At 72.7% G+C, this 18,042-nt stretch carries 16 protein-coding genes; 11 read left to right on the top strand and 5 right to left on the bottom strand.

Annotation, left to right across the window (positions count from 1 at the left end):
* Nucleotides 1-189: 189 nt before the first annotated feature.
* A complete protein-coding gene (locus AB0917_RS21970; protein WP_366821304.1) occupies nt 190-723 on the top strand; it encodes a DUF6328 family protein in 534 nt (177 codons plus the stop codon).
* A gap of 4 nt (nt 724-727) precedes the next feature.
* Here AB0917_RS21970 and AB0917_RS21965 read toward each other — a convergent pair whose 3' ends face one another.
* The 3 genes from AB0917_RS21965 to AB0917_RS21955 form a co-directional block, all read right to left on the bottom strand.
* Nucleotides 728-1,549, bottom strand: coding sequence for a VOC family protein (locus tag AB0917_RS21965; RefSeq protein WP_366821303.1), 822 nt, complete (start codon nt 1,547-1,549; stop codon nt 728-730).
* A 99-nt stretch (nt 1,550-1,648) separates the two neighbouring features.
* On the bottom strand, nt 1,649-2,563 hold the full coding sequence (locus AB0917_RS21960) for a cation diffusion facilitator family transporter (RefSeq protein WP_366821302.1): 915 nt from the start codon (nt 2,561-2,563) through the stop codon (nt 1,649-1,651).
* A 51-nt stretch (nt 2,564-2,614) separates the two neighbouring features.
* Nucleotides 2,615-2,971, bottom strand: a complete 357-nt coding sequence (locus tag AB0917_RS21955; protein WP_366821301.1) for a DUF6479 family protein — start codon at nt 2,969-2,971, stop codon at nt 2,615-2,617.
* An 88-nt stretch (nt 2,972-3,059) separates the two neighbouring features.
* Here AB0917_RS21955 and AB0917_RS21950 point away from each other — a divergent pair, with 88 nt between their 5' ends.
* The 9 genes from AB0917_RS21950 (at nt 3,060) to AB0917_RS21910 (ending at nt 14,086) form a co-directional block, all read left to right on the top strand.
* Nucleotides 3,060-4,025 (top strand): LLM class F420-dependent oxidoreductase, encoded by a 966-nt coding sequence (locus AB0917_RS21950; RefSeq protein WP_366821300.1) that lies wholly within the window; start codon nt 3,060-3,062, stop codon nt 4,023-4,025.
* 90 nt (nt 4,026-4,115) lie between these two features.
* Nucleotides 4,116-4,505, top strand: a complete 390-nt coding sequence (locus AB0917_RS21945; protein WP_366821299.1) for a hypothetical protein — start codon at nt 4,116-4,118, stop codon at nt 4,503-4,505.
* Between the two features lie 87 nt (nt 4,506-4,592).
* A complete protein-coding gene (locus AB0917_RS21940; protein ID WP_366821298.1) occupies nt 4,593-5,156 on the top strand; it encodes a 2Fe-2S iron-sulfur cluster-binding protein in 564 nt (187 codons plus the stop codon).
* On the top strand, nt 5,153-6,163 hold the full coding sequence (locus AB0917_RS21935; RefSeq protein WP_366821297.1) for a xanthine dehydrogenase family protein subunit M: 1,011 nt from the start codon (nt 5,153-5,155) through the stop codon (nt 6,161-6,163). Before AB0917_RS21940 ends, AB0917_RS21935 begins: the two co-directional genes overlap by 4 nt.
* A 58-nt stretch (nt 6,164-6,221) precedes the next feature.
* On the top strand, nt 6,222-8,318 hold the full coding sequence (locus AB0917_RS21930; protein ID WP_366821296.1) for a xanthine dehydrogenase family protein molybdopterin-binding subunit: 2,097 nt from the start codon (nt 6,222-6,224) through the stop codon (nt 8,316-8,318).
* A gap of 166 nt (nt 8,319-8,484) precedes the next feature.
* Nucleotides 8,485-8,943, top strand: coding sequence for an ATP-binding protein (locus AB0917_RS21925; protein ID WP_366821295.1), 459 nt, complete (start codon nt 8,485-8,487; stop codon nt 8,941-8,943).
* A 164-nt stretch (nt 8,944-9,107) separates the two neighbouring features.
* Nucleotides 9,108-10,520, top strand: a complete 1,413-nt coding sequence (locus tag AB0917_RS21920; RefSeq protein ID WP_366821294.1) for an NADP-dependent succinic semialdehyde dehydrogenase — start codon at nt 9,108-9,110, stop codon at nt 10,518-10,520.
* A 126-nt stretch (nt 10,521-10,646) separates the two neighbouring features.
* Nucleotides 10,647-13,025 (top strand): phosphoketolase family protein, encoded by a 2,379-nt coding sequence (locus AB0917_RS21915; RefSeq protein WP_366821319.1) that lies wholly within the window; start codon nt 10,647-10,649, stop codon nt 13,023-13,025.
* Between the two features lie 101 nt (nt 13,026-13,126).
* The gene (locus tag AB0917_RS21910; RefSeq protein WP_366821293.1) at nt 13,127-14,086 is read left to right on the top strand and encodes a D-2-hydroxyacid dehydrogenase family protein; all 960 of its coding nucleotides are present in this window, start codon (nt 13,127-13,129) and stop codon (nt 14,084-14,086) included.
* 119 nt (nt 14,087-14,205) lie between these two features.
* Here the strand turns inward: AB0917_RS21910 and AB0917_RS21905 are convergent, their stop codons facing one another.
* Entirely contained in the window at nt 14,206-15,321 is a 1,116-nt protein-coding gene (locus AB0917_RS21905; protein WP_366821292.1) for a chemotaxis protein, read from the bottom strand.
* A gap of 293 nt (nt 15,322-15,614) precedes the next feature.
* On the opposite strand from AB0917_RS21905, the gene glsA reads away from it, so the two are divergent.
* On the top strand, nt 15,615-16,967 hold the full coding sequence (gene glsA, locus AB0917_RS21900; RefSeq protein WP_366821291.1) for a glutaminase A: 1,353 nt from the start codon (nt 15,615-15,617) through the stop codon (nt 16,965-16,967).
* Between the two features lie 13 nt (nt 16,968-16,980).
* Here the strand turns inward: glsA and AB0917_RS21895 are convergent, their stop codons facing one another.
* Nucleotides 16,981-17,799 (bottom strand): endonuclease, encoded by an 819-nt coding sequence (locus AB0917_RS21895; protein WP_366821290.1) that lies wholly within the window; start codon nt 17,797-17,799, stop codon nt 16,981-16,983.
* Between the last annotated feature and the right edge of the window lie 243 nt (nt 17,800-18,042).

The following is an 18,042-nucleotide window of genomic DNA, read 5'->3' as shown; positions in this document are numbered from 1 at the left end:
TCCACGTCTCACCCGGACGGTGACCGACGCGCGATGCCGTGCCCGAGATTTTAGACGAGCGGTGCGGCGCGGTCGAGTGGACCGTGCGGGCCCCCGGCGGGATTGAGCCAGCCGGGCGGGGGAACCCGTACACCCGGATCGAACGGGTGTATTGGTGCTCCCGGCCGCGTCGAGACTAGGGGAACGCCCGTGTCAACGAGTAAGGGCAGAGGCCGCGAGGAGACCCAGGAGGAGCGGGCGGACCGGCGGTGGTCCGACCTCCTCCAGGAACTGCGCGTCGCCCAGACCGGGGTGCAGATCCTCTTCGGCTTTCTCCTCGCCGTGGTGTTCCAGCCGAGGTTCGCCGAACTCTCGGACGCGGACCGCAACATCTACGTGGTCACGGTCGTCCTCGGCGCCACGACCGCGGCCGCGCTCATCGGCCCCGTCTCCTACCACCGGCTGCTCACCGGGCGGCGGTTGAAGCCGCAGACGGTCGACTGGGCCTCACGCATGACGGTCATCGGGCTCGTGCTGCTGTTCTGCACGATGTGCTCGACCCTGCTGCTGATCCTGCGGGTCGCTCTCCAGAACACGTTCGCTCTCTGGCTGGTCGGCGGGATGGCGCTGTGGTTCCTGGTCTGCTGGTTCGTCTTCCCCCTCTGGGCGCTGGCCCGTGGCCGTAGCGGACCGCGCATGGACGAGGCGCCCGCCGAGGACCCGCCCGCCGGCCCGAAGGACTGAGGGCTCAGCTCCCCGGGCCCACCGGGCCGCGCAGGCCGGTCACCGTGAACAGCGCGCCGTCGGGATCCCGCAGGGTGGCCTCCCTGCCGCCCAGGAGGGACCGCTCCTCGACCAGCGAGCCGCCCTGCCGCTGGGCCGCCGCCACCGTCACGGGCACGTCCTCCACCGGGAACTGCACCTGCCAGTGCGGGCGCACCAGCGGATCGACGGCGGCCTCCACCGCTCCGGAGCTGATCCGGGCCAGCGGCCGCTCCGCGCACCGCACGATGACCTCGTCACCCTCGTACGCCACGTCACAGCAGCCGGGACGTCCGCTCGCCCAGTCGAGTACCTCGCCGTAGAAGATCGCCGCGTCGAAGGCGTCGCGGGTCCGCAGCCGCAGCCAGGCGTGCGCGTGGCCGTCGGGGGCCGGCGGCGAGGTGGCCGGCTCGACGCGCTCCCAGAGGCCGAACGCGGCGCCGTCCCGGTCCGACGCCAGTACGCCCCGCCCCTTGCCGAGCGCCAGCGGCCCCACCGCCACCGTTCCGCTGCGCTCCCGGATCCGGGCGGCGGCCACATCGGCGTCCGCCACCGCGAAGTACGGCGTCCAGGCCACCGCGACCCGGTACGCGGACGAGACGGCGACGATGCCCGCGACCGGGATGTCACCGCGGCGGGCGACGGAGAACTCCGCGCCGAGCTTCCCCGGGCGGAACGACCAGCCCAGGACATCGGCGTAGAACCGCTGGGCGGCCTGAAGGTCCCGGGTCATCAGGGTGACCCAGCACGGCGCGGCAGGGCCGGTCAGGGGCGCCGCCGGGGCCGTACGGGAATCGCTTCCGGTCATGGTCACTGCCTTCTCACGGGTGTGCGGCGCGGGAGGAGGCCGCCGCGGTCCACGACCCACCCTCGGCCGACCCGTGCGCCGCCGCAACGCGGGCCGCGCTCACGGGCCGGTGCCCGGCGGGGCGTTCGTGATGTCCAGGAAGACCTGGTCCGCCTGCGGCCACCGGTCGCACATGGCCTTCCTGATGCGCATGGAGACCTCCTCCACCCGCTCGCTGTCGATGCCGGGAGCCAGGTCGATGCGGGCCGCCACCAGGACGGAGTCCATACCCAGGCGCATGGTGAGGAGTTCGGCCACGTGGTCGATCTCGTTCTGGCTCATGAGGAAGCCCACCAGTTCGCGCCGCAGCTCCGGATCGACGGACTCCCCGATCAGCTGGTCCCGGGCGTCCCGGCCGAGCCGGAAGGCCACGTAGACCAGGAGCATTCCGATGCCCAGGGAGGCCGCCGCCTCCCAGACCACGCTGCCGGTGGCCAGGTGCAGCGACATGCCGACGATCGCCAGGCTGACGCCGACCACCGCCGTGCCGTCCTCCGCGAGGACGGTCCGCAGCGCCGGATCGAGGGCCCTGCCCTTCTCGCCCCGCGCCTGGTACAGGGCCCGCGCCAGCGAGGTGCTCTCCGCGAGGAGGGCGACGCCGAGCACGACCAGACCGGCGACATACCCGCTGCGGGATTCGTGGTCGCCCCCGCGCAGGGCGGAGAGGCCCTGGTAGAACGAGAAGCAGCCGCCCATCACGAAGATGCCGACCGCCGCGAGGAGCGCCCAGAAGAAGCGCTCCTTGCCGTAGCCGAACGGGTGACGGGCATCGGCGGGGAGGCGGCTGCGCCGGAGGGCGGCGAGCAGGAAGATCTCGTTGAGGCTGTCGGCGACCGAGTGGGCCGCCTCGGACAGCAGAGCGGGCGAGCCGGAGATCAGCCCGCCGACGGTCTTGGCGGCCGCGATCACGAGATTGGCCGCCAGCGCGACCAGGACCGTGACGCGTGTGCGTCGGTCGGCGGCCGACCCGCTCATCGCTACCTCCGGTGGCCAGGGGGCCGGCGGACCCGCCCCCGGCGGGGACGGTCAGGTGCGCGGGGGATCCGTGTCGGTGCGCGGGTCGTCCGGGTGGGGCGGCAGCGGCTCGTTGCCGTGGTCGTCGAGCTGGTACGGATTGAGGGCGCTGCCGTCGTCGGGGAAGCTGTCGGAGGCGTGCGGGTCGCGCTCCTCGATGTGGGTGCGGCCCTCCGGCTTCCGGGGCTGCTCCCCGGGGGTCGGCGGCGGCAGCTCGGTGTCCTTCTTGCGCTTGCCCAGCAGGAAACCGCCGATCAGCAGACCCACCACGGCGAGCGCGGCGATGGGAAAGACGATGGCCCCCAGCGCGCCCGTCCCGTCGGCGAGTGGGGCGGCCAGTGACTGCGTGGCTCCGTTCGATACGTCCATGGTTGCCGCATACCCCGGAGGAAGGGTGTCAGTCGGCTGATCACACCAATTCATGTTTTATGAGTATCTCAGGGGAAAAGCGTTTCGCATGGTGCGAATCGGCTACACGATGATGACCGAACAGACCGGACCGCGAGAGCTCGTACGGGACGTGGTCGCCGCGGAGAAGGCGGGATTCGACTTCTCCGTCACCTCCGACCACTACTTCCCCTGGCTCCGGGAACAGGGCCACTCCCCGTACGCGTGGGCGGTGCTCGGCGCGGCGGCGCAGGCCACCGAGCGCATCGGCCTCATGACGTACGTGACCTGCCCGACCACCCGTTACCACCCCGCCGTCGTCGCCCAGAAGGCCGCCACCGTGCAGATCCTCGCCGAGGGCCGGTTCCGGCTGGGCCTGGGCTCCGGCGAGAACCTCAACGAACACGTCGTCGGTGCCGGCTGGCCCGCCGCCCACGTACGGCTGGAGATGCTCGAAGAGGCCGTGGAGATCATCGGAGCCCTCTTCGACGGCGGCGACGTCAGCCACCACGGCACCCACTTCGACGTGGAGAACGCGAGGCTGTGGGACCTGCCCGAGACCCGGGTGCCCATCGGCGTCGCCGTCTCCGGCCCGGTCTCCTGCGCCCTCGCCGGACGCGGCGCCGACCTGGTGATCGCCACCGAGCCCAAGAGCGAACTGCTGGACGCCTTCGACCGGAACGGAGGCAGCGGGAAGCCCCGGGTGGGCCAGTTGCCGATCTGCTACGACCCCGACCGGGACGCCGCGATCACCCGCGCCCACGAACAGTTCCGCTGGTCGGTCGGCGGCTGGAAGGTCAACTCCGAACTCCCCGGACCGGCGAGCTTCGCCCAGGCCACCGAACTCGTCCGCGAGGAGGACATCGCGTCGGCGATCCCGTGCGGACAGGACGTCGACGCGTTCGTCGACGCGGTGCGCGCCTACAGCGAGGCGGGATTCACCGAGATCGCTCTGGTCCAGGTCGGCGGGGAGCACCAGCAGTCCTTCATCGCATGGGCGGAGAAGACCCTCCTGCCCGCTCTGCGCGAGCTGTAGCCCTCTTCGGCCCTTCCCGTGTCGCCGTCGGCCCGATGCGGGGTCAGCCTGGAGTGGACCCGAAGGCCGGCACCCGACGGAAGGAACCCCGTGAACAGCACCCCCGAAGGAAGCGGCGACGGATCCACGGCCGGGCAGGAGGTGCTGGTGTCGCTGAGCCGGTGCGACCTGGCCGACGCGCGGAGCGTGTTCGGCGTGCTCGGCAGCGCCTTCGACTCCGACCGCGCGGCGGGTGACGAACCCGAGCCGACGAGCGGTCCCCGCCCGACCGTCTGGGTCACCACCGTCGACGTGTCCGAGCCCAAGGCCCCCGCCGAACCCGTGACGCTGACCGCCCCGGTCACGGTGGACGCCCAGGGCGGCTACTGGGCCGTCGACCGGCTGCGCACCCACCTCACCGGCGCGTTCGCCGTCCGCGTCGTCGGCACCGCCGCGGGGGACCAGGAGCAGGAGGTCAGGCTGCGCCTGGACAACCGCTGACGCCCGCCTCACCCCTGACGGGGACCGCGCACGTCGAAGAGGCTGTGAACAGGGTCGACAGGGGCCCGTAGTGAAAGGTGTTCGAGAATGGATTCCCTCGCGCTGGAAACGGTCACCGCACCGGGACCGGTCACCGTCGAACGTTCCGCCGTGACCCTGCACATCAACGGGGAGGAGACCGCGCTGACGGTCGACCACCGCACCACGGTCCTGGACCTGTTGCGGGAGCGGCTCGGACTGACCGGTGCGAAGAAGGGCTGCGACCACGGCCAGTGCGGGGCCTGCACGGTCCTGGTGGACGGGCGCCGCACCAACAGCTGCCTGCTGCTCGCCGTCGCCCAGGACGGCGCGGCGATCACCACGGTGGAAGGGCTCGCCGACGGTGACACCCTGCACCCCGTGCAGGAGGCGTTCGTGGAACGCGACGCCCTGCAGTGCGGCTACTGCACCCCCGGGCAGATCTGCTCGGCCGTCGGCATGCTGGCGGAGGCGGCCGACGGACACCCGTCCCACGCCACCGAGCCGGACGCCCTGACCGCGGACCCCGCCCCGCTCGGCGCGGACGAGATCCGCGAGCGGATGAGCGGCAACCTGTGCCGGTGCGGGGCCTACCCCCGGATCGTCGAAGCCATCGAGGACGTGACCCCGTGAAACCGTTCGGCTATCAGCGACCCACCACCACCACCGAGGCCGTACGGCTCTGCGCGGCGGGCCCCGGGGCCCGGTTTCTGGGCGGCGGGACCAACCTGGTCGACCTCATGAAGCTCGGGGTGGAGGAGCCCGGCCTCCTCATCGACGTCACCGAACTGCCGCTGGACCGGGTGGACCGCACCCCGGACGGCGGCCTGCGGATCGGCGCCACGGTCCGCAACAGCGACCTCGCCGCCCACCCCGACGTACGCCGCGACCACCCCGTGCTCGCCCAGGCGCTGCTGGCCGGAGCCTCGGGACAGCTCCGCAACGCCGCCACCACCGGCGGCAACCTCCTCCAGCGCACCCGCTGCACCTACTTCCAGGACGTCTCCAAGCCCTGCAACAAACGGCTGCCCGGCTCCGGCTGCCCCGCCCGCGAGGGCCACCACCGCGACCTCGCGATCCTCGGGCACTCGGCGGAGTGCGTGGCCACCAACCCCTCCGACATGGCCGTGGCCCTCGCCGCGCTGGAGGCCACCGTGGTGCTGCTGGGGCCCGAGGGGGAACGGACCGTCCCCGTCACCGAGTTCCACCGGCTGCCGGGCGAGAACCCCGACCAGGACACCGTCATCCGGCCCGGCGAGCTGATCACCGAGGTGGTGCTCCCGCCGCCGGCCCCCGGCACGGTCTCCCGCTACCGCAAGGCCCGCGACCGCGCCAGCTACGCCTTCGCCCTGGTCTCCGTCGCCGCCACCATCCAGGTGGAAGGCGACCGCGTCGAGCGGGCCACGCTCGCGTTCGGCGGCGTCGCCCACCGCCCGTGGCGCGCCCGCAGGGCCGAGGCCGAACTGCTCGGCGCCCCCGCCACGCCCGCCGCCTTCCAGCACGCCCTGATCGCCGAACTGGCCGAGGCGCAGCCCCTGCGCGACAACGCCTTCAAGGTGGACCTCGTCCGCCGCCTCGCCGTCGACGTCCTCGGCGAACTCACCGGGCCGCCGGGACAGCAGACCACCCCGACCACCTGAACGCCGGGCCCGCCCGGCCCCGTACACCCCGCCCCACCGACCGGAGGACTCCGCCGCCATGCCCCACGCCCCGCAGCTCACCGGTGCGCCCGTCGTCCGCAGGGAGGCCCGGGACAAGGTCACCGGCACCGCCCGGTACGCGGCCGAGCACACCCCGCCCGGCACCCTGTACGCCTGGCCGGTCCCGGCCACCATCGCCTCCGGCCGGGTCACCGCCGTACGGGCGGTCGACGCGCTCGCCGTCCCCGGCGTGCACACCGTCCTCACCCACGACAACGCGCCCGAGCTGGCCGAACCCGAGGACCCGATCCTCGCCGTGCTCCAGAACGACCGGGTCCCGCACCACGGCTGGCCGATCGCCCTGGTCGTCGCCGAATCCCCGGAGGCCGCCAGGACGGGGGCGGGGCGGCTGCTCGTCGAGTACGAGAGCACCGACCACGACGTGACCCTCACCGAGGACCACCCGGGCCTGTACACACCCGAGGAGGCCAACGGCGGCCACCCCGCCGTCCGCAAGCGCGGCGACTTCGAGCGGTCCTTCGCCGCCGCCCCCGTCCAGGTCGACGCCACCTACCGCCTCACCTCCCTGCACAACCACCCCATGGAGCCGCACGCCGCCACCGCCCGGTGGGCCGAGGGACACCTCACCGTCCACGACTCCAGCCAGGGCTCCAACACCGTGCGCGACAGCCTCGCCCGGGTCTTCGCACTCGACCCCGAGCACATCACCGTCGTCTCCGAGCACGTCGGCGGCGGCTTCGGATCCAAGGGCACGACCCGCCCCCAGGCCGTGCTGGCCGCCATGGCCGCCCGGCACACCGGCCACCCGGTGAAGATGGTCTTCCCCCGCGCCCAACTGGCGGAGGTCGTCGGCCACCGGGCCCCCACCATCCAGCGGGTGCGCCTGGGCGCCGACCCCGACGGCACCCTCCACGCCGTCTCCCACGAGATCGACACCCACACCTCCACCATCAAGGAGTTCGTCGAGCAGGCCGCCGTACCCGCCCGGGTGATGTACGGATCGCCCGACAGCACGACCGTGCACCGGGTGACCGCCCTGGACGTCCCCAGCCCCTCCTGGATGCGCGCCCCGGGCGAGGCGTCGGGGATGTACGCGCTGGAGTCGGCCATGGACGAACTCGCCTCCGCGCTCGGCATGGACCCGATCGAGCTGCGGCTGCTCAACGACCCGGCCAACGAACCGGACAGCGACCGCCCCTTCAGCAGCCGCGGCCTGGCCGCCTGCCTGCGCGAGGGCGCGTCCCGCTTCGGCTGGCACGGCCGCGACCCCCGTCCCGCCGTCCGCCAGGAGGGCCGCTGGCTGCTGGGTACGGGAGTGGCCTCGGCGACGTACCCCGTCATGGCCTCCCGCTGCACCGCCCGCGCCCACGCGGCGGCCGACGGCACCTTCCGGATCGAGGTCAACGCCACCGACATCGGCACCGGCGCCCGCACCGTCCTCGCCCAGATCGCCGCCTCGGCCCTCGCCGTGGACGTGGAGAGCGTCGACGTGCGGATCGGCTCCACCGACCTGCCCGCCGCCCCCCTGGCCGGCGGCTCCTCCGGCACGGCCTCCTGGGGCTGGGCCGTGCACAAGGCCGCCACGGAGCTGGCCGAGCGCCTCGGCGCGCACCGGGGCCCGCTGCCCGCCGACGGGTTCACCGCCACCGGCGACACCGAGGAGGAGACGGCCGCCGACTCCCCGTACGCCCGGCACGCCTTCGGCGCCCACTTCGCCGAGACGGCCGTCGACTCCGTCACCGGGGAGGTCCGGGTGCGCCGGCTCCTCGGCGTGTACGCCGCCGGGAAGATCCTCAACGCCCGCACCGCGCGCTCCCAGTTCACCGGCGGCATGGTCATGGGCATCGGCATGGCGCTGACGGAGGGCTCCGCCATCGACCCGGCCTTCGGCGACTTCACGGCGAAGGACCTCGCCGCCTACCACGTGCCGGTCTGCGCCGACACGTTCGACATCCAGGCGCACTGGATCGACGAGGACGACCCCCACCTCAACCCGATGGGCTCCAAGGGCATCGGCGAGATCGGGATCGTCGGCACCGCGGCCGCCATCGGCAACGCGGTCCGCCACGCCACCGGGGCCCGGCTGCGCGAACTGCCGCTCACCCCCGACCGGGTGCTGCCCTACCTCCCCTGACAGCCGAACGGCCCCCACCAGGGCGAACAGCTCATCTGTTGCGCGGACGGCACACCCGAGTCACCCTGTTGAGTGACCCAGAAGTGAATGGTGCTCACGCTTCGTGTTCGGGGGTCGTTCGTACGACGGGGTGAAGCAGGTGGGCCTCGTGTGAGGAGCCTCGACGATGACCGATCCACTCGACCGGCACTACTCGGTCGAACTGCAGGTGTCGGCGCAGCGCGTTTCCCAGGTGCGGCGCATCGTCGCCGCGCACCTTCGTCACTGGAGTCTCGAACTCCAGGTCCGGCCGGTGTGCCGGGCCACGGACGAACTCCTGACCAATGTCCTTCGGCATGTCGGCGACGCCGGCCGGTGCGTCGTCGAACTCCGCTGGACCGGACGGCACATCACCGTGTCCGTCGCCGACGACAGCGCCCGGATGCCGAGGCTGCTGCCGGCCGGCGGCGGACTGAGCCGGGTGATGGCCCTCAGCGACAGCTGGGGCACCTGCCGGACCACGGACGGCAAAGTGGTCTGGTTCACCCGCTACGCCGAGGCGCCGCAGACCGCCGGGCTGCTCCCGTACCCCCCGCTGCCGGGCGTGCGCGAGTCCCGCCCCGCACCCCTCGCGGCGCTCGTCTAGCCGGGCCCCCTCCGGCCCGGCGGCACCGCACACCCGGCCGGCGCGGAACGTGCCCCACCGGGCACGCATGATCCGCGCCGGCCGGGTACGTGCGGAAGGGGCCGCGTTGCGCCCGACCACGCGGCGCGGCACCGTCGAAGTACCCATGCAAGGAGGCCACTGCCATGCCCATCGCGACGGTCAACCCCGCGAACGGCGAACTGATCAGGTCCTACGACGCCCACGGCGAGGAGGAGACCGAGCGCAGGATCGCCGCCGCCCACACCACCTTCCAGCAGTACCGCACCACCCCCTTCGAGCAGCGCGCCGCCTGGCTGAACCGCGCCGCCGACCTGCTGGACGGGGAGCGCGACACCATCGCCCGCACGATGACCCTCGAAATGGGCAAGCCGGTCGCCGCGGCCCGCGCCGAGGCGGCCAAGTGCGCCAAGGCGATGCGTTGGTACGCGGCCAGCGCCGAGCGCCTGCTCGCCGACGAGCACCCCGACCCCGACGACGTACACGACTCCGGAGCCTCCCGGGCCCTGGTCCGCTACCGTCCGCTCGGTGTCGTCCTCGCCGTGATGCCGTGGAACTTCCCGCTCTGGCAGGTGGTCCGCTTCGCCGCCCCCGCGCTGATGGCCGGCAACGTCGGCCTCCTCAAGCACGCGTCGAACGTCCCGCAGACCGCGCTCTACCTGGAGGATCTCTTCCACCGCGCGGGATTCCCGGCGGGCTGCTTCCGTACGCTGCTGATCGGCTCGGGCGCCGTCGAGGCGGTCCTGCGCGACCCCCGCGTCGCGGCGGCCACCCTCACCGGCAGCGAACCCGCGGGCCGCTCGGTCGCCTCCACCGCCGGTGACGAGGTCAAGAAGACGGTGCTGGAGCTCGGCGGCAGCGACCCGTACGTCGTGCTGCCCTCGGCCGACGTCGACAAGGCCGCGGACACCGCCGTCACGGCCCGGGTCCAGAACAACGGCCAGTCCTGCATCGCGGCCAAGCGGTTCATCGTCCACGCCGACGTGTACGACAGGTTCGCCGAGCGCTTCACCGCCAAGATGCGCGCCCTCACCGTCGGCGACCCGCTGGAGGAGGCCACCGACGTCGGGCCGCTCTCCAGCGAACAGGGCCGCACCGACCTGGAGGAGCTGGTCGACGACGCCGTGGAGCGCGGCGCCACCGTCCTGTGCGGCGGCGGGCGGCCCGACAAGCTCGACGGCGGCCTGGAGAACGGCTGGTTCTACAACCCGACCGTCCTCACCGGAATCACCCCCGCCATGCGCGTCCACCGCGAGGAGACCTTCGGGCCGGTCGCCACCCTCTACCGGGTCGCCGACCTCGACGAGGCGGTGCACCTGGCCAACGACACGCCGTTCGGGCTCAGTTCCAACGTCTGGACCCGTGACGCGGGGGAGCAGGAGCGGTGCGCCCGCGACCTGGAGGCCGGCGGGGTCTTCTTCAACGGCATGACCGCCTCGCACCCGGCCCTGCCCTTCGGCGGGATCAAGCGCTCCGGCTACGGGCGCGAGCTGGCCGGACACGGCATCCGCGAGTTCTGCAACGCCACCACGCTCTGGTACGGCCCCGGGACGTCCTGAGCCCCGGGCCTGGGCCTCGGGCTCTTCGAGCCCGGCCCTCCCCTGGACAGTCCCGCCCGTGCGCCGTCACCCCACGAGGAGACCTGCTCCGTGAGCGACACCCGCGATGTGAGCCACACCCGCGATGTGAGCGACACCCCCACCCCGCCCGCACTCTCCGACGAGGAACTCGCCGCGCTCGACGCGCACTGGCGCGCCGCCAACTACCTCGCCGTGGGCCAGATCTACCTGATGGCCAACCCCCTGCTGACCCGGCCGCTCACCCCCGACGACATCAAGCCGCGGCTGCTCGGCCACTGGGGCACCTCGCCGGGGCTCAACCTGGTCCACACCCACCTCAACCGCGTCGTCAAGGACCGGGACATCGAGGCCCTGTGCGTCTGGGGGCCCGGCCACGGCGGCCCGGCCGTCCTCGCCAACGCCTGGCTGGAGGGCAGCTACTCCGAGACGTACCCCGACGTCCCCCGGAACACCGAGGGCATGGGCGCGCTCTTCAAGCAGTTCTCCTTCCCCGGCGGGGTGCCCAGCCATGTCGCCCCGGAGACCCCCGGCTCCATCCACGAGGGCGGCGAACTGGGGTACGCCCTCACCCACGCCTACGGGGCCGCCTTCGACCACCCGGACCTGCTGGTCACCTGCGTGATCGGCGACGGCGAGGCGGAGACCGGACCGCTCGCCGCCTCCTGGCACGCCGACAAGTTCCTCGACCCGGTCCACGACGGGGCCGTCCTGCCCGTCCTCCACCTCAACGGCTACAAGATCGCCAACCCCACCGTCCTGGCCCGGCTCCCCGAGGACGAACTCGACCAGCTCCTGCGCGGCTACGGCCACGACCCGCTGTACGTCACCGGCGACGACCCGGCCACCGTCCACCGGGCGATGGCCGCCGCGATGGACACCGCCGTCGAGCGGATCGCCGCCCACCAGCGCGCGGCCCGCGAGGACGGGGCCACCGAGCGCCCCCGCTGGCCCATGATCGTCCTGCGCACCCCCAAGGGCTGGACCGGCCCGAAGGAGGTCGACGGGCTGCCCGTCGAGAACACCTGGCGCTCCCACCAGGTCCCGCTCCCCGGAGTCCGCGACAACCCGGAGCACCTGCGGCAGCTGGAGGCCTGGCTGCGCTCCTACCGCCCCGATGAACTCTTCGACGCCGACGGCCGCCCCACCGAACAGGTCCTCGCCTGTGTCCCCGAGGGGACGGCGAGGCTCGGCTCGACCCCGTACGCCAACGGCGGTCTGCTCCTGCGGGATCTGCCCCTGCCCGCCCTGGAGGACCACGCCGTACGGGTCGACGGACCGGGCTCGGCCCTCCACTCGCCGACCCAGGTGCTCGGCGGGTTCCTGGCCGACGTCATGGCGGCGACCGCCGAGCGCCGGGACTTCCGGGTGGTCGGCCCCGACGAGACCGCCTCCAACCGGCTCCAGGACCTCTACCGGGCGACCGGCAAGGCCTGGCAGGCGAAGACCCTCCCCACCGACGAACACCTCGCCCGCGACGGCCGGGTGATGGAGGTGCTCTCCGAACACCTCTGCCAGGGCTGGCTGGAGGGGTACCTCCTGACCGGACGCCACGGGCTCTTCTCCAGCTACGAGGCGTTCGCCCACATCGTCGACTCGATGGTCAACCAGCACATCAAGTGGCTGCGCACCTCGCGCCGGCTGCCCTGGCGACGCCCCATCGCCTCCCTCAACTACCTGCTCACCTCGCACGTCTGGCGCCAGGACCACAACGGCTTCTCGCACCAGGACCCCGGGTTCGTCGACCACATCCTGAACAAGAGCCCCGAGGCCGTACGCGTCTATCTGCCGCCGGACGCCAACACCCTGCTCTCCGTGGCCGACCACGCCCTGCGCAGCCGGGACTACGTCAACGTCATCGTGGCCGGCAAGCAGCCGACGTTCGACTGGCTCACGATCGAGGAGGCCCGCGCCCACTGCGCCCGCGGGGCCGGGGCATGGGAGTGGGCCGGGACCGAGGACGGCAGCCGCGAGCCGGACGTGGTGCTCGGCTGCGCCGGGGACGTGCCCACCCAGGAGGTGCTGGCCGCCGCCGACCTGCTCCGCCGCCATCTGCCCGAACTGGCCGTCCGGGTGGTCAACGTGGTCGACATCGCCCGCATGATGCCGCACGAGGAGCACCCGCACGGCATGAAGGACGCCGAGTACGACGCCCTGTTCACCCGCGACAAGCCGGTGATCTTCGCGTACCACGGCTATCCGTGGCTGATCCACCGGCTCGCCTACCGCCGCTTCGGCCACGCCCACCTGCATGTGCGCGGCTACAAGGAGGAGGGCACCACGACCACGCCCTTCGACATGGTGGTCCGCAACGACCTGGACCGCTACCGGCTGGTCATGGACGTCATCGACCGGGTGCCGGGGCTCGCGGTCCGCGCGGTCGCCGTACGCCAGGCCATGGCCGATGTCCGCACCCGCCACCACGCCTGGATCCGCGAGCACGGCGTCGACCTGCCCGAGGTCGCGGAGTGGAGCTGGGGCGGCTGAGGCGCCCGCCCGTCCGCGGGGTTCCGGCGGGGCCGTGACGCGCACGGCGCTTTGGGCGATCATGGGGACCGTCCGCCCCGCCCCGCCGGAGAGAGCCCCGAATGAAGCTGCGCTGCGCCGTGATCGAGGACTTCCAGTCCGCCGCCACCACCGTCGCCGACTGGTCACCCGTCACCGCCGACGTCGACGTCGTCACGTTCACCGAGCACCTGGGCACGACGGAGGAAGTGGCCGCCGCCCTCGCGGAGTTCGACATCGTCGTCACCCTGCGCGAACGGGTCCCCTTCCCGGCGGAGGTGTTCGCGCTGCTGCCCCGGCTCCGGCTGCTGATCGCCTCCGGCATGCGCAACTCCGTGATCGACTTCGCCGCCGCCGAACAGCACGGCGTCACCGTCTGCGGGACCGCCAGCTCCTCCACCCCGCCCGTCGAGCTGACCTGGGCCCTCCTGCTCGGCCTCGCCCGCTCGATCGTCCCCGAGGCGGGCGGCCTGCGTACGGGCGGCCCTTGGCAGTCCACCCTGGGCGCCGACCTGCACGGCCGGACGCTCGGCCTGCTGGGCCTGGGGAAGATCGGCAGCCGGGTGGCGCAGGTGGGCCGGGCCTTCGGCATGGAGGTGGTGGCCTGGAGCCAGAACCTCACGAAGGAACGCACCCAGGAGGTCGGCACCGAGCTGGCCGGGTCCAGGGAAGAGCTGCTGGAGGCCGCTGACTTCGTCTCCGTACACCTGGCCCTGAGCGAGCGCACCCGGGGCCTGATCGGCGCCGCCGAGCTCGCCCGGATGCGCCCCACCGCCTACCTGGTCAACACCTCACGCTCCGCCATCGTCGACCAGGACGCCCTGCTCGCCGCCCTGCACGCCGGGACCATCGCGGGGGCCGGGATCGACGTGTTCGACGTCGAACCCCTCCCGCCCGGCCACCCGATGCGCACCGCCCCGCGCCTGCTGGCCACCCCGCACCTGGGGTATGTCTCACGCGCCAACTACGCGACGTACTACGGCCAGGCCGTCGAGAACATCCGGGCGTACCTCGACGGGGAGCCGGTGCGCCGCCTCGGGTGAGGACGGCTGCACGCGGTGCCCGCACGGGGCTCGTGCGGGCACCTCCGTACGGCCCCGCCCCGGCGGGTTCAGAACCTCGGGGGGTTCAGAACCTCGGCCGGTGCAGGACCCCGGCCGGTTCAGAACCGCAGCGCGGCCGCGATCCGCCCGTGCTCGGCCAGGCAGTCGTCCGCGACGAACACCACCTCGGCGCCGCCGTCCAGGGCCGCCTCGATCAGCTCGTCCACGACGTCCTCGCGGATCTGCTGGTCCGCCGACTGCACGGTCCCCTCGGGGACCGGCTCCAGATGCCCTTCGGTCACCCGGACGGTGGTCTGGAAGTGCTCCTCCACCGCGACGAGCCCGACCCGGCCCTCCCGGACGGCGGCCCAGACCTCGTCGAGCCCGCCGGCGAACGCGTGCCCGCTGCGGGCGTTGTCGAGGCGCCGTTCGACGTCGGCCGTGGCCTGCCGGGCCCCTTCCTCCAGCGCGGGCCGCAGCTCCTTGAGGACCTCGGCCGGCGGCAGGTCGGCCGGCGCGCCCTTGGCGACACGTCCGACGGCCGCCTTGGCGCTGTCGCCGACGTCGTCCAGCAGGGAGAGGGCGGGCGCCGTCCCCATCACGTACAGCGGACGCGGGTCCGCGGCCAGTACGGCGCGCAGCTTCTCGTCGACGGCACGGAAGAAGTTCCGTGTGTCCTCGTCGGTGAACTTGCTCGGGGCGTCCCCGCTCCGCATCTCGCGCTGCGGGTTGGGCGGCTCCTTCGGTGCGGTCAGCGGGAAACCGCCGGTCTCCCGTACCTCGATGCCCTCGCCCCTGCCGTTCCACAGGGTGGCGTGGTCGGCGGCGAGGGTGAGCACCCAGAACGGCCGCGTCTGGGCCTTCGCGGCGACGAGGTTGCGGGTGAGGTAGGTGTCGCTGAGCACCACCCGTTCGGGTGCGGTGCGCGGCAACTGCCAGAGCTGGTGCTCGTCGGCCGTGGCCAGCACGACCAGCGAGTCCAGGGCCCGGCGCGGGTCCACCTCGTCGGCCGCCCGGTCCAGCTCGGCCTTGATGGCGGCGGCCGCCTCCCGGCTGACCCGCGGATCGGCGTCCAGGCGCTTGACCGCCTCCGCGACCAGGTTGCGCAGCCGCACCGCGTCCTGGACGTTGTCCGGGGCCGTGCGGTGGGTCGGCATGGTCAGGGACAGGGCCGGATAGGGCCGGGTCGCCCGCAGCTCCCGCAACAGGCCGGCGGTCAGGGCGTCCGTGTCCATCGTTCCCTCCCAGGGATCGAACCCGCTCCCGTGTGAAGCGGATGCTTCGACGAGTCAATTCATACCGTTTGATTCTCATATAGGCGAGTTGGTGATCATCGGCTTCCGGAGGTGTGCGCGAGATCCGCGCCCGCAGCCGTCTCCTGTCTCTTCCTCCTCCTCGCTCGTGCTCTCCTTCCCACTCGATTGGACAGAACGTCCGTGAAGGCGAACCTTTTGAACAAGGTCCTGGAGGCGGTGGCCGCCGGGGCGACGACGCCGCCCAGGCCGGGCGCGGCTGAGGGGTGATGTGGATGAGTGCCGTCGACGCGGTGAGCGACTCGCTCAAGAGGATGCGTGCCGAATTCGGTGACCTGGAAGGTGGCCGTCCGGCCGACTACATCCCGCAGCTGGGCCTGGCCGACCCGGACGCCTTCGGGCTGGCCCTGGTCAGCATGGACGGCCACCGCTACAGCGCGGGCGAGGCCGAGACCCCCTTCACCCTCCAGTCGGTCTCCAAACCGTTCATCTACGCCTTCGTCCTCTCCGTCCTCGGTCTGGACGAGGTGAGCCGGTGGGTGGGCGCCGAGCCGAGCGGCGACGCGTTCAACGCGATCAGCCTCGAACCCGGCACCGGCCGGCCCGCCAACGCGATGGTCAACGCCGGTGCCATCGTCACCACCGCGCTGATCCCCGACACCCCCGGCGAGCCCGCCTTCGAACGCATCCTGCACTGCCTCGGCCGCTTCGCCGGGCGTGAACTGGACGTGGACGAGGAGGTGTTCACCTCCGAGTCGATGACCGGTGACCGCAACCGGGCGCTCGCGTACCTGATCCGCTCCACCGGCACCCTGCCCGTCGACCCGGTCCTGGCGGTGGACCGGTACTTCCGCCAGTGCGCGGTACGCGTCACCGCGCTCGACCTCGCCACGATGGCCGCGACGCTCGCGTACGGCGGGGTCAACCCGGTCACCCGTGAGCGCGTCGTCTCCGCGGAGGTCGCCGCCCGGGTGCTCGCCGTGATGGCCACCTGCGGCATGTACGACGGCTCGGGGGAGTGGCTGCTGCGGATCGGGCTGCCCGCCAAGAGCGGGGTCTCCGGCGGCCTCATCGCGGTCGGCCCCGCCCGCTTCGGCCTCGCCACCTACAGCCCGCCGCTGGACGCCACCGGTACGTCGGTACGCGGCCGCGCCGCGCTCGGCGCGCTCTCGGAGCGGTACGGACTCCATCTGATGCTCAACCCCGCACTCCCCGGCTCCACCGTCAGCCTCGTCACCACCGCGGACGACCTGCCCTCCGCGCCCTCGGCCGAGCACGAGAGGGTCCTGCACGGGAAGGTCGGCGTGGTCGTCGCGCAGGGGGCCATCGACTTCACGGCGGCCGAACGTGTGCTGTACGCGCTGGACGAGTCGGGAGCCGACCGGAGCGGCTCCGTCGTCCTGGACCTGCACGACGTCACCTCCGTGGACGCGGTCGCCCTGCCGATGCTGCACACCGGTCTCGCCCGCCTCTCCAGCGACGGCCGGCGCGCGGCGGTCGTCGACCCGCGCGACCTGCTCGGCCCGCCGGAGCTCGTGAGGGAGGGCACCGGCCAGGACCTGCCGCGCTACGCCACCCGCGAGGCCGCGGTGGAAGGCTGCGCGAAGGCCCTGGCCGGGGAGGGCTGAGGCGGGAGGGGGCCTACCAGATGGCCCCGACCCATTCGGGGTGGTCGATGAACGGGTTCCGGTTGTGCTGGAACTGCTCGAACACCACGTCGTTACGGCGCTTCTCGAAGGCATCCGGCGGGTCTTCCTGGCTCCACCGCTTGAGCACGGACAGCTTGCCCATCCTGGGGGCGGAGCCGTTGTTCACCTGGTCGTTGGGTTCGAGGTCGGCGAAGGAGTCGTTGCCCTCGTAGCGCACGGCCATGTAGAGGATCATGCGGGCGACGTCTCCCTTGACCGCGTCGCGCGGTTCGAAGGAGTCGCCGTCGGTGAAGTTGCCGGGCGCCTCGGCCACGGGGCTGCCGCCGTCGTCGAAGTCCTTGTTGCCGCGGGTGGAGTTGACCGAGACGTCCGTGGGGCGCAGGTGGTGGATGTCGGTGCCCGGCCCCGTGGCCGTACCGAAGCCGCCGTGGGACTTGGCCCAGACGTGCTCACGGTTCCACTGGCCGGCGTTGCCGCCGTTCTCGTTCTTGGAATGGGAGCGGCCGGTGTAGAGCAGGATCACGTTGGAGGGGTCGGCGGGGTCCTCGTCGGCGGCCTTGAGGGCGTCCCACACCTGGCTGTAGGAGAGCTTGGTCTGGGTGCTGATGATCGTGTGCAGGGCGGCCTTGAGCTCGGGGCCGGTCTTGCCGAGGGCGTCGCGGTAGTACGTGTCGTCGAGTGCGGCGGCGAGGGTGGTGGGACGGTCGGGCGGGGTGTCGGCGGGGGCCGCTGCCGCGGTGCCCGCGAGGAGGGCGACGGCGGCCGCGGTGGCCAGCAGTGGACGCGCGTAGATCCAGTGATGACGGGACATGTGGGGTGTCCTCTCGAAACGCGGGCACCACGACGCCGGCCCCGGGTGAGGGCGCTCGTCGGGGTGGCCGGGCGGTGTGTGGTACGCGGGAGCCTTCCACACGCACCGTGGCCCGCGTGTGAACGCTGCGTACCTATCATGTGCAGGTCAAGAGTGGGTCTCGTCCGGGCCCCGGGCCCACCCAACCCGGGGCCCCCCCCGGCAGGGAGGAGCCCACAACCGCCGGCCCACAGCCGCACAACC

Origin of the sequence: Streptomyces sp. NPDC007346, assembly GCF_040703535.1 — a bacterium.
GTDB lineage: Bacteria > Actinomycetota > Actinomycetes > Streptomycetales > Streptomycetaceae > Streptomyces.
Note: the sequence above shows the minus strand (reverse complement) of the source record. Positions and strands in the feature narration are given on the sequence as shown.

Coding starts and splice junctions, on each gene's coding strand:
- AB0917_RS21920 (WP_366821294.1), top strand. CDS start 9,108: ATGCCCATCGCGACGGTCAACCCCGCGAACGGCGAACTGATCAGGTCC.
- glsA (WP_366821291.1), top strand. CDS start 15,615: ATGAGTGCCGTCGACGCGGTGAGCGACTCGCTCAAGAGGATGCGTGCC.
- AB0917_RS21925 (WP_366821295.1), top strand. CDS start 8,485: ATGACCGATCCACTCGACCGGCACTACTCGGTCGAACTGCAGGTGTCG.
- AB0917_RS21940 (WP_366821298.1), top strand. CDS start 4,593: ATGGATTCCCTCGCGCTGGAAACGGTCACCGCACCGGGACCGGTCACC.
- AB0917_RS21950 (WP_366821300.1), top strand. CDS start 3,060: ATGGTGCGAATCGGCTACACGATGATGACCGAACAGACCGGACCGCGA.
- AB0917_RS21960 (WP_366821302.1), bottom strand. CDS start 2,563: ATGAGCGGGTCGGCCGCCGACCGACGCACACGCGTCACGGTCCTGGTC.
- AB0917_RS21955 (WP_366821301.1), bottom strand. CDS start 2,971: ATGGACGTATCGAACGGAGCCACGCAGTCACTGGCCGCCCCACTCGCC.
- AB0917_RS21895 (WP_366821290.1), bottom strand. CDS start 17,799: ATGTCCCGTCATCACTGGATCTACGCGCGTCCACTGCTGGCCACCGCG.
- AB0917_RS21910 (WP_366821293.1), top strand. CDS start 13,127: ATGAAGCTGCGCTGCGCCGTGATCGAGGACTTCCAGTCCGCCGCCACC.
- AB0917_RS21930 (WP_366821296.1), top strand. CDS start 6,222: ATGCCCCACGCCCCGCAGCTCACCGGTGCGCCCGTCGTCCGCAGGGAG.
- AB0917_RS21905 (WP_366821292.1), bottom strand. CDS start 15,321: ATGGACACGGACGCCCTGACCGCCGGCCTGTTGCGGGAGCTGCGGGCG.
- AB0917_RS21965 (WP_366821303.1), bottom strand. CDS start 1,549: ATGACCGGAAGCGATTCCCGTACGGCCCCGGCGGCGCCCCTGACCGGC.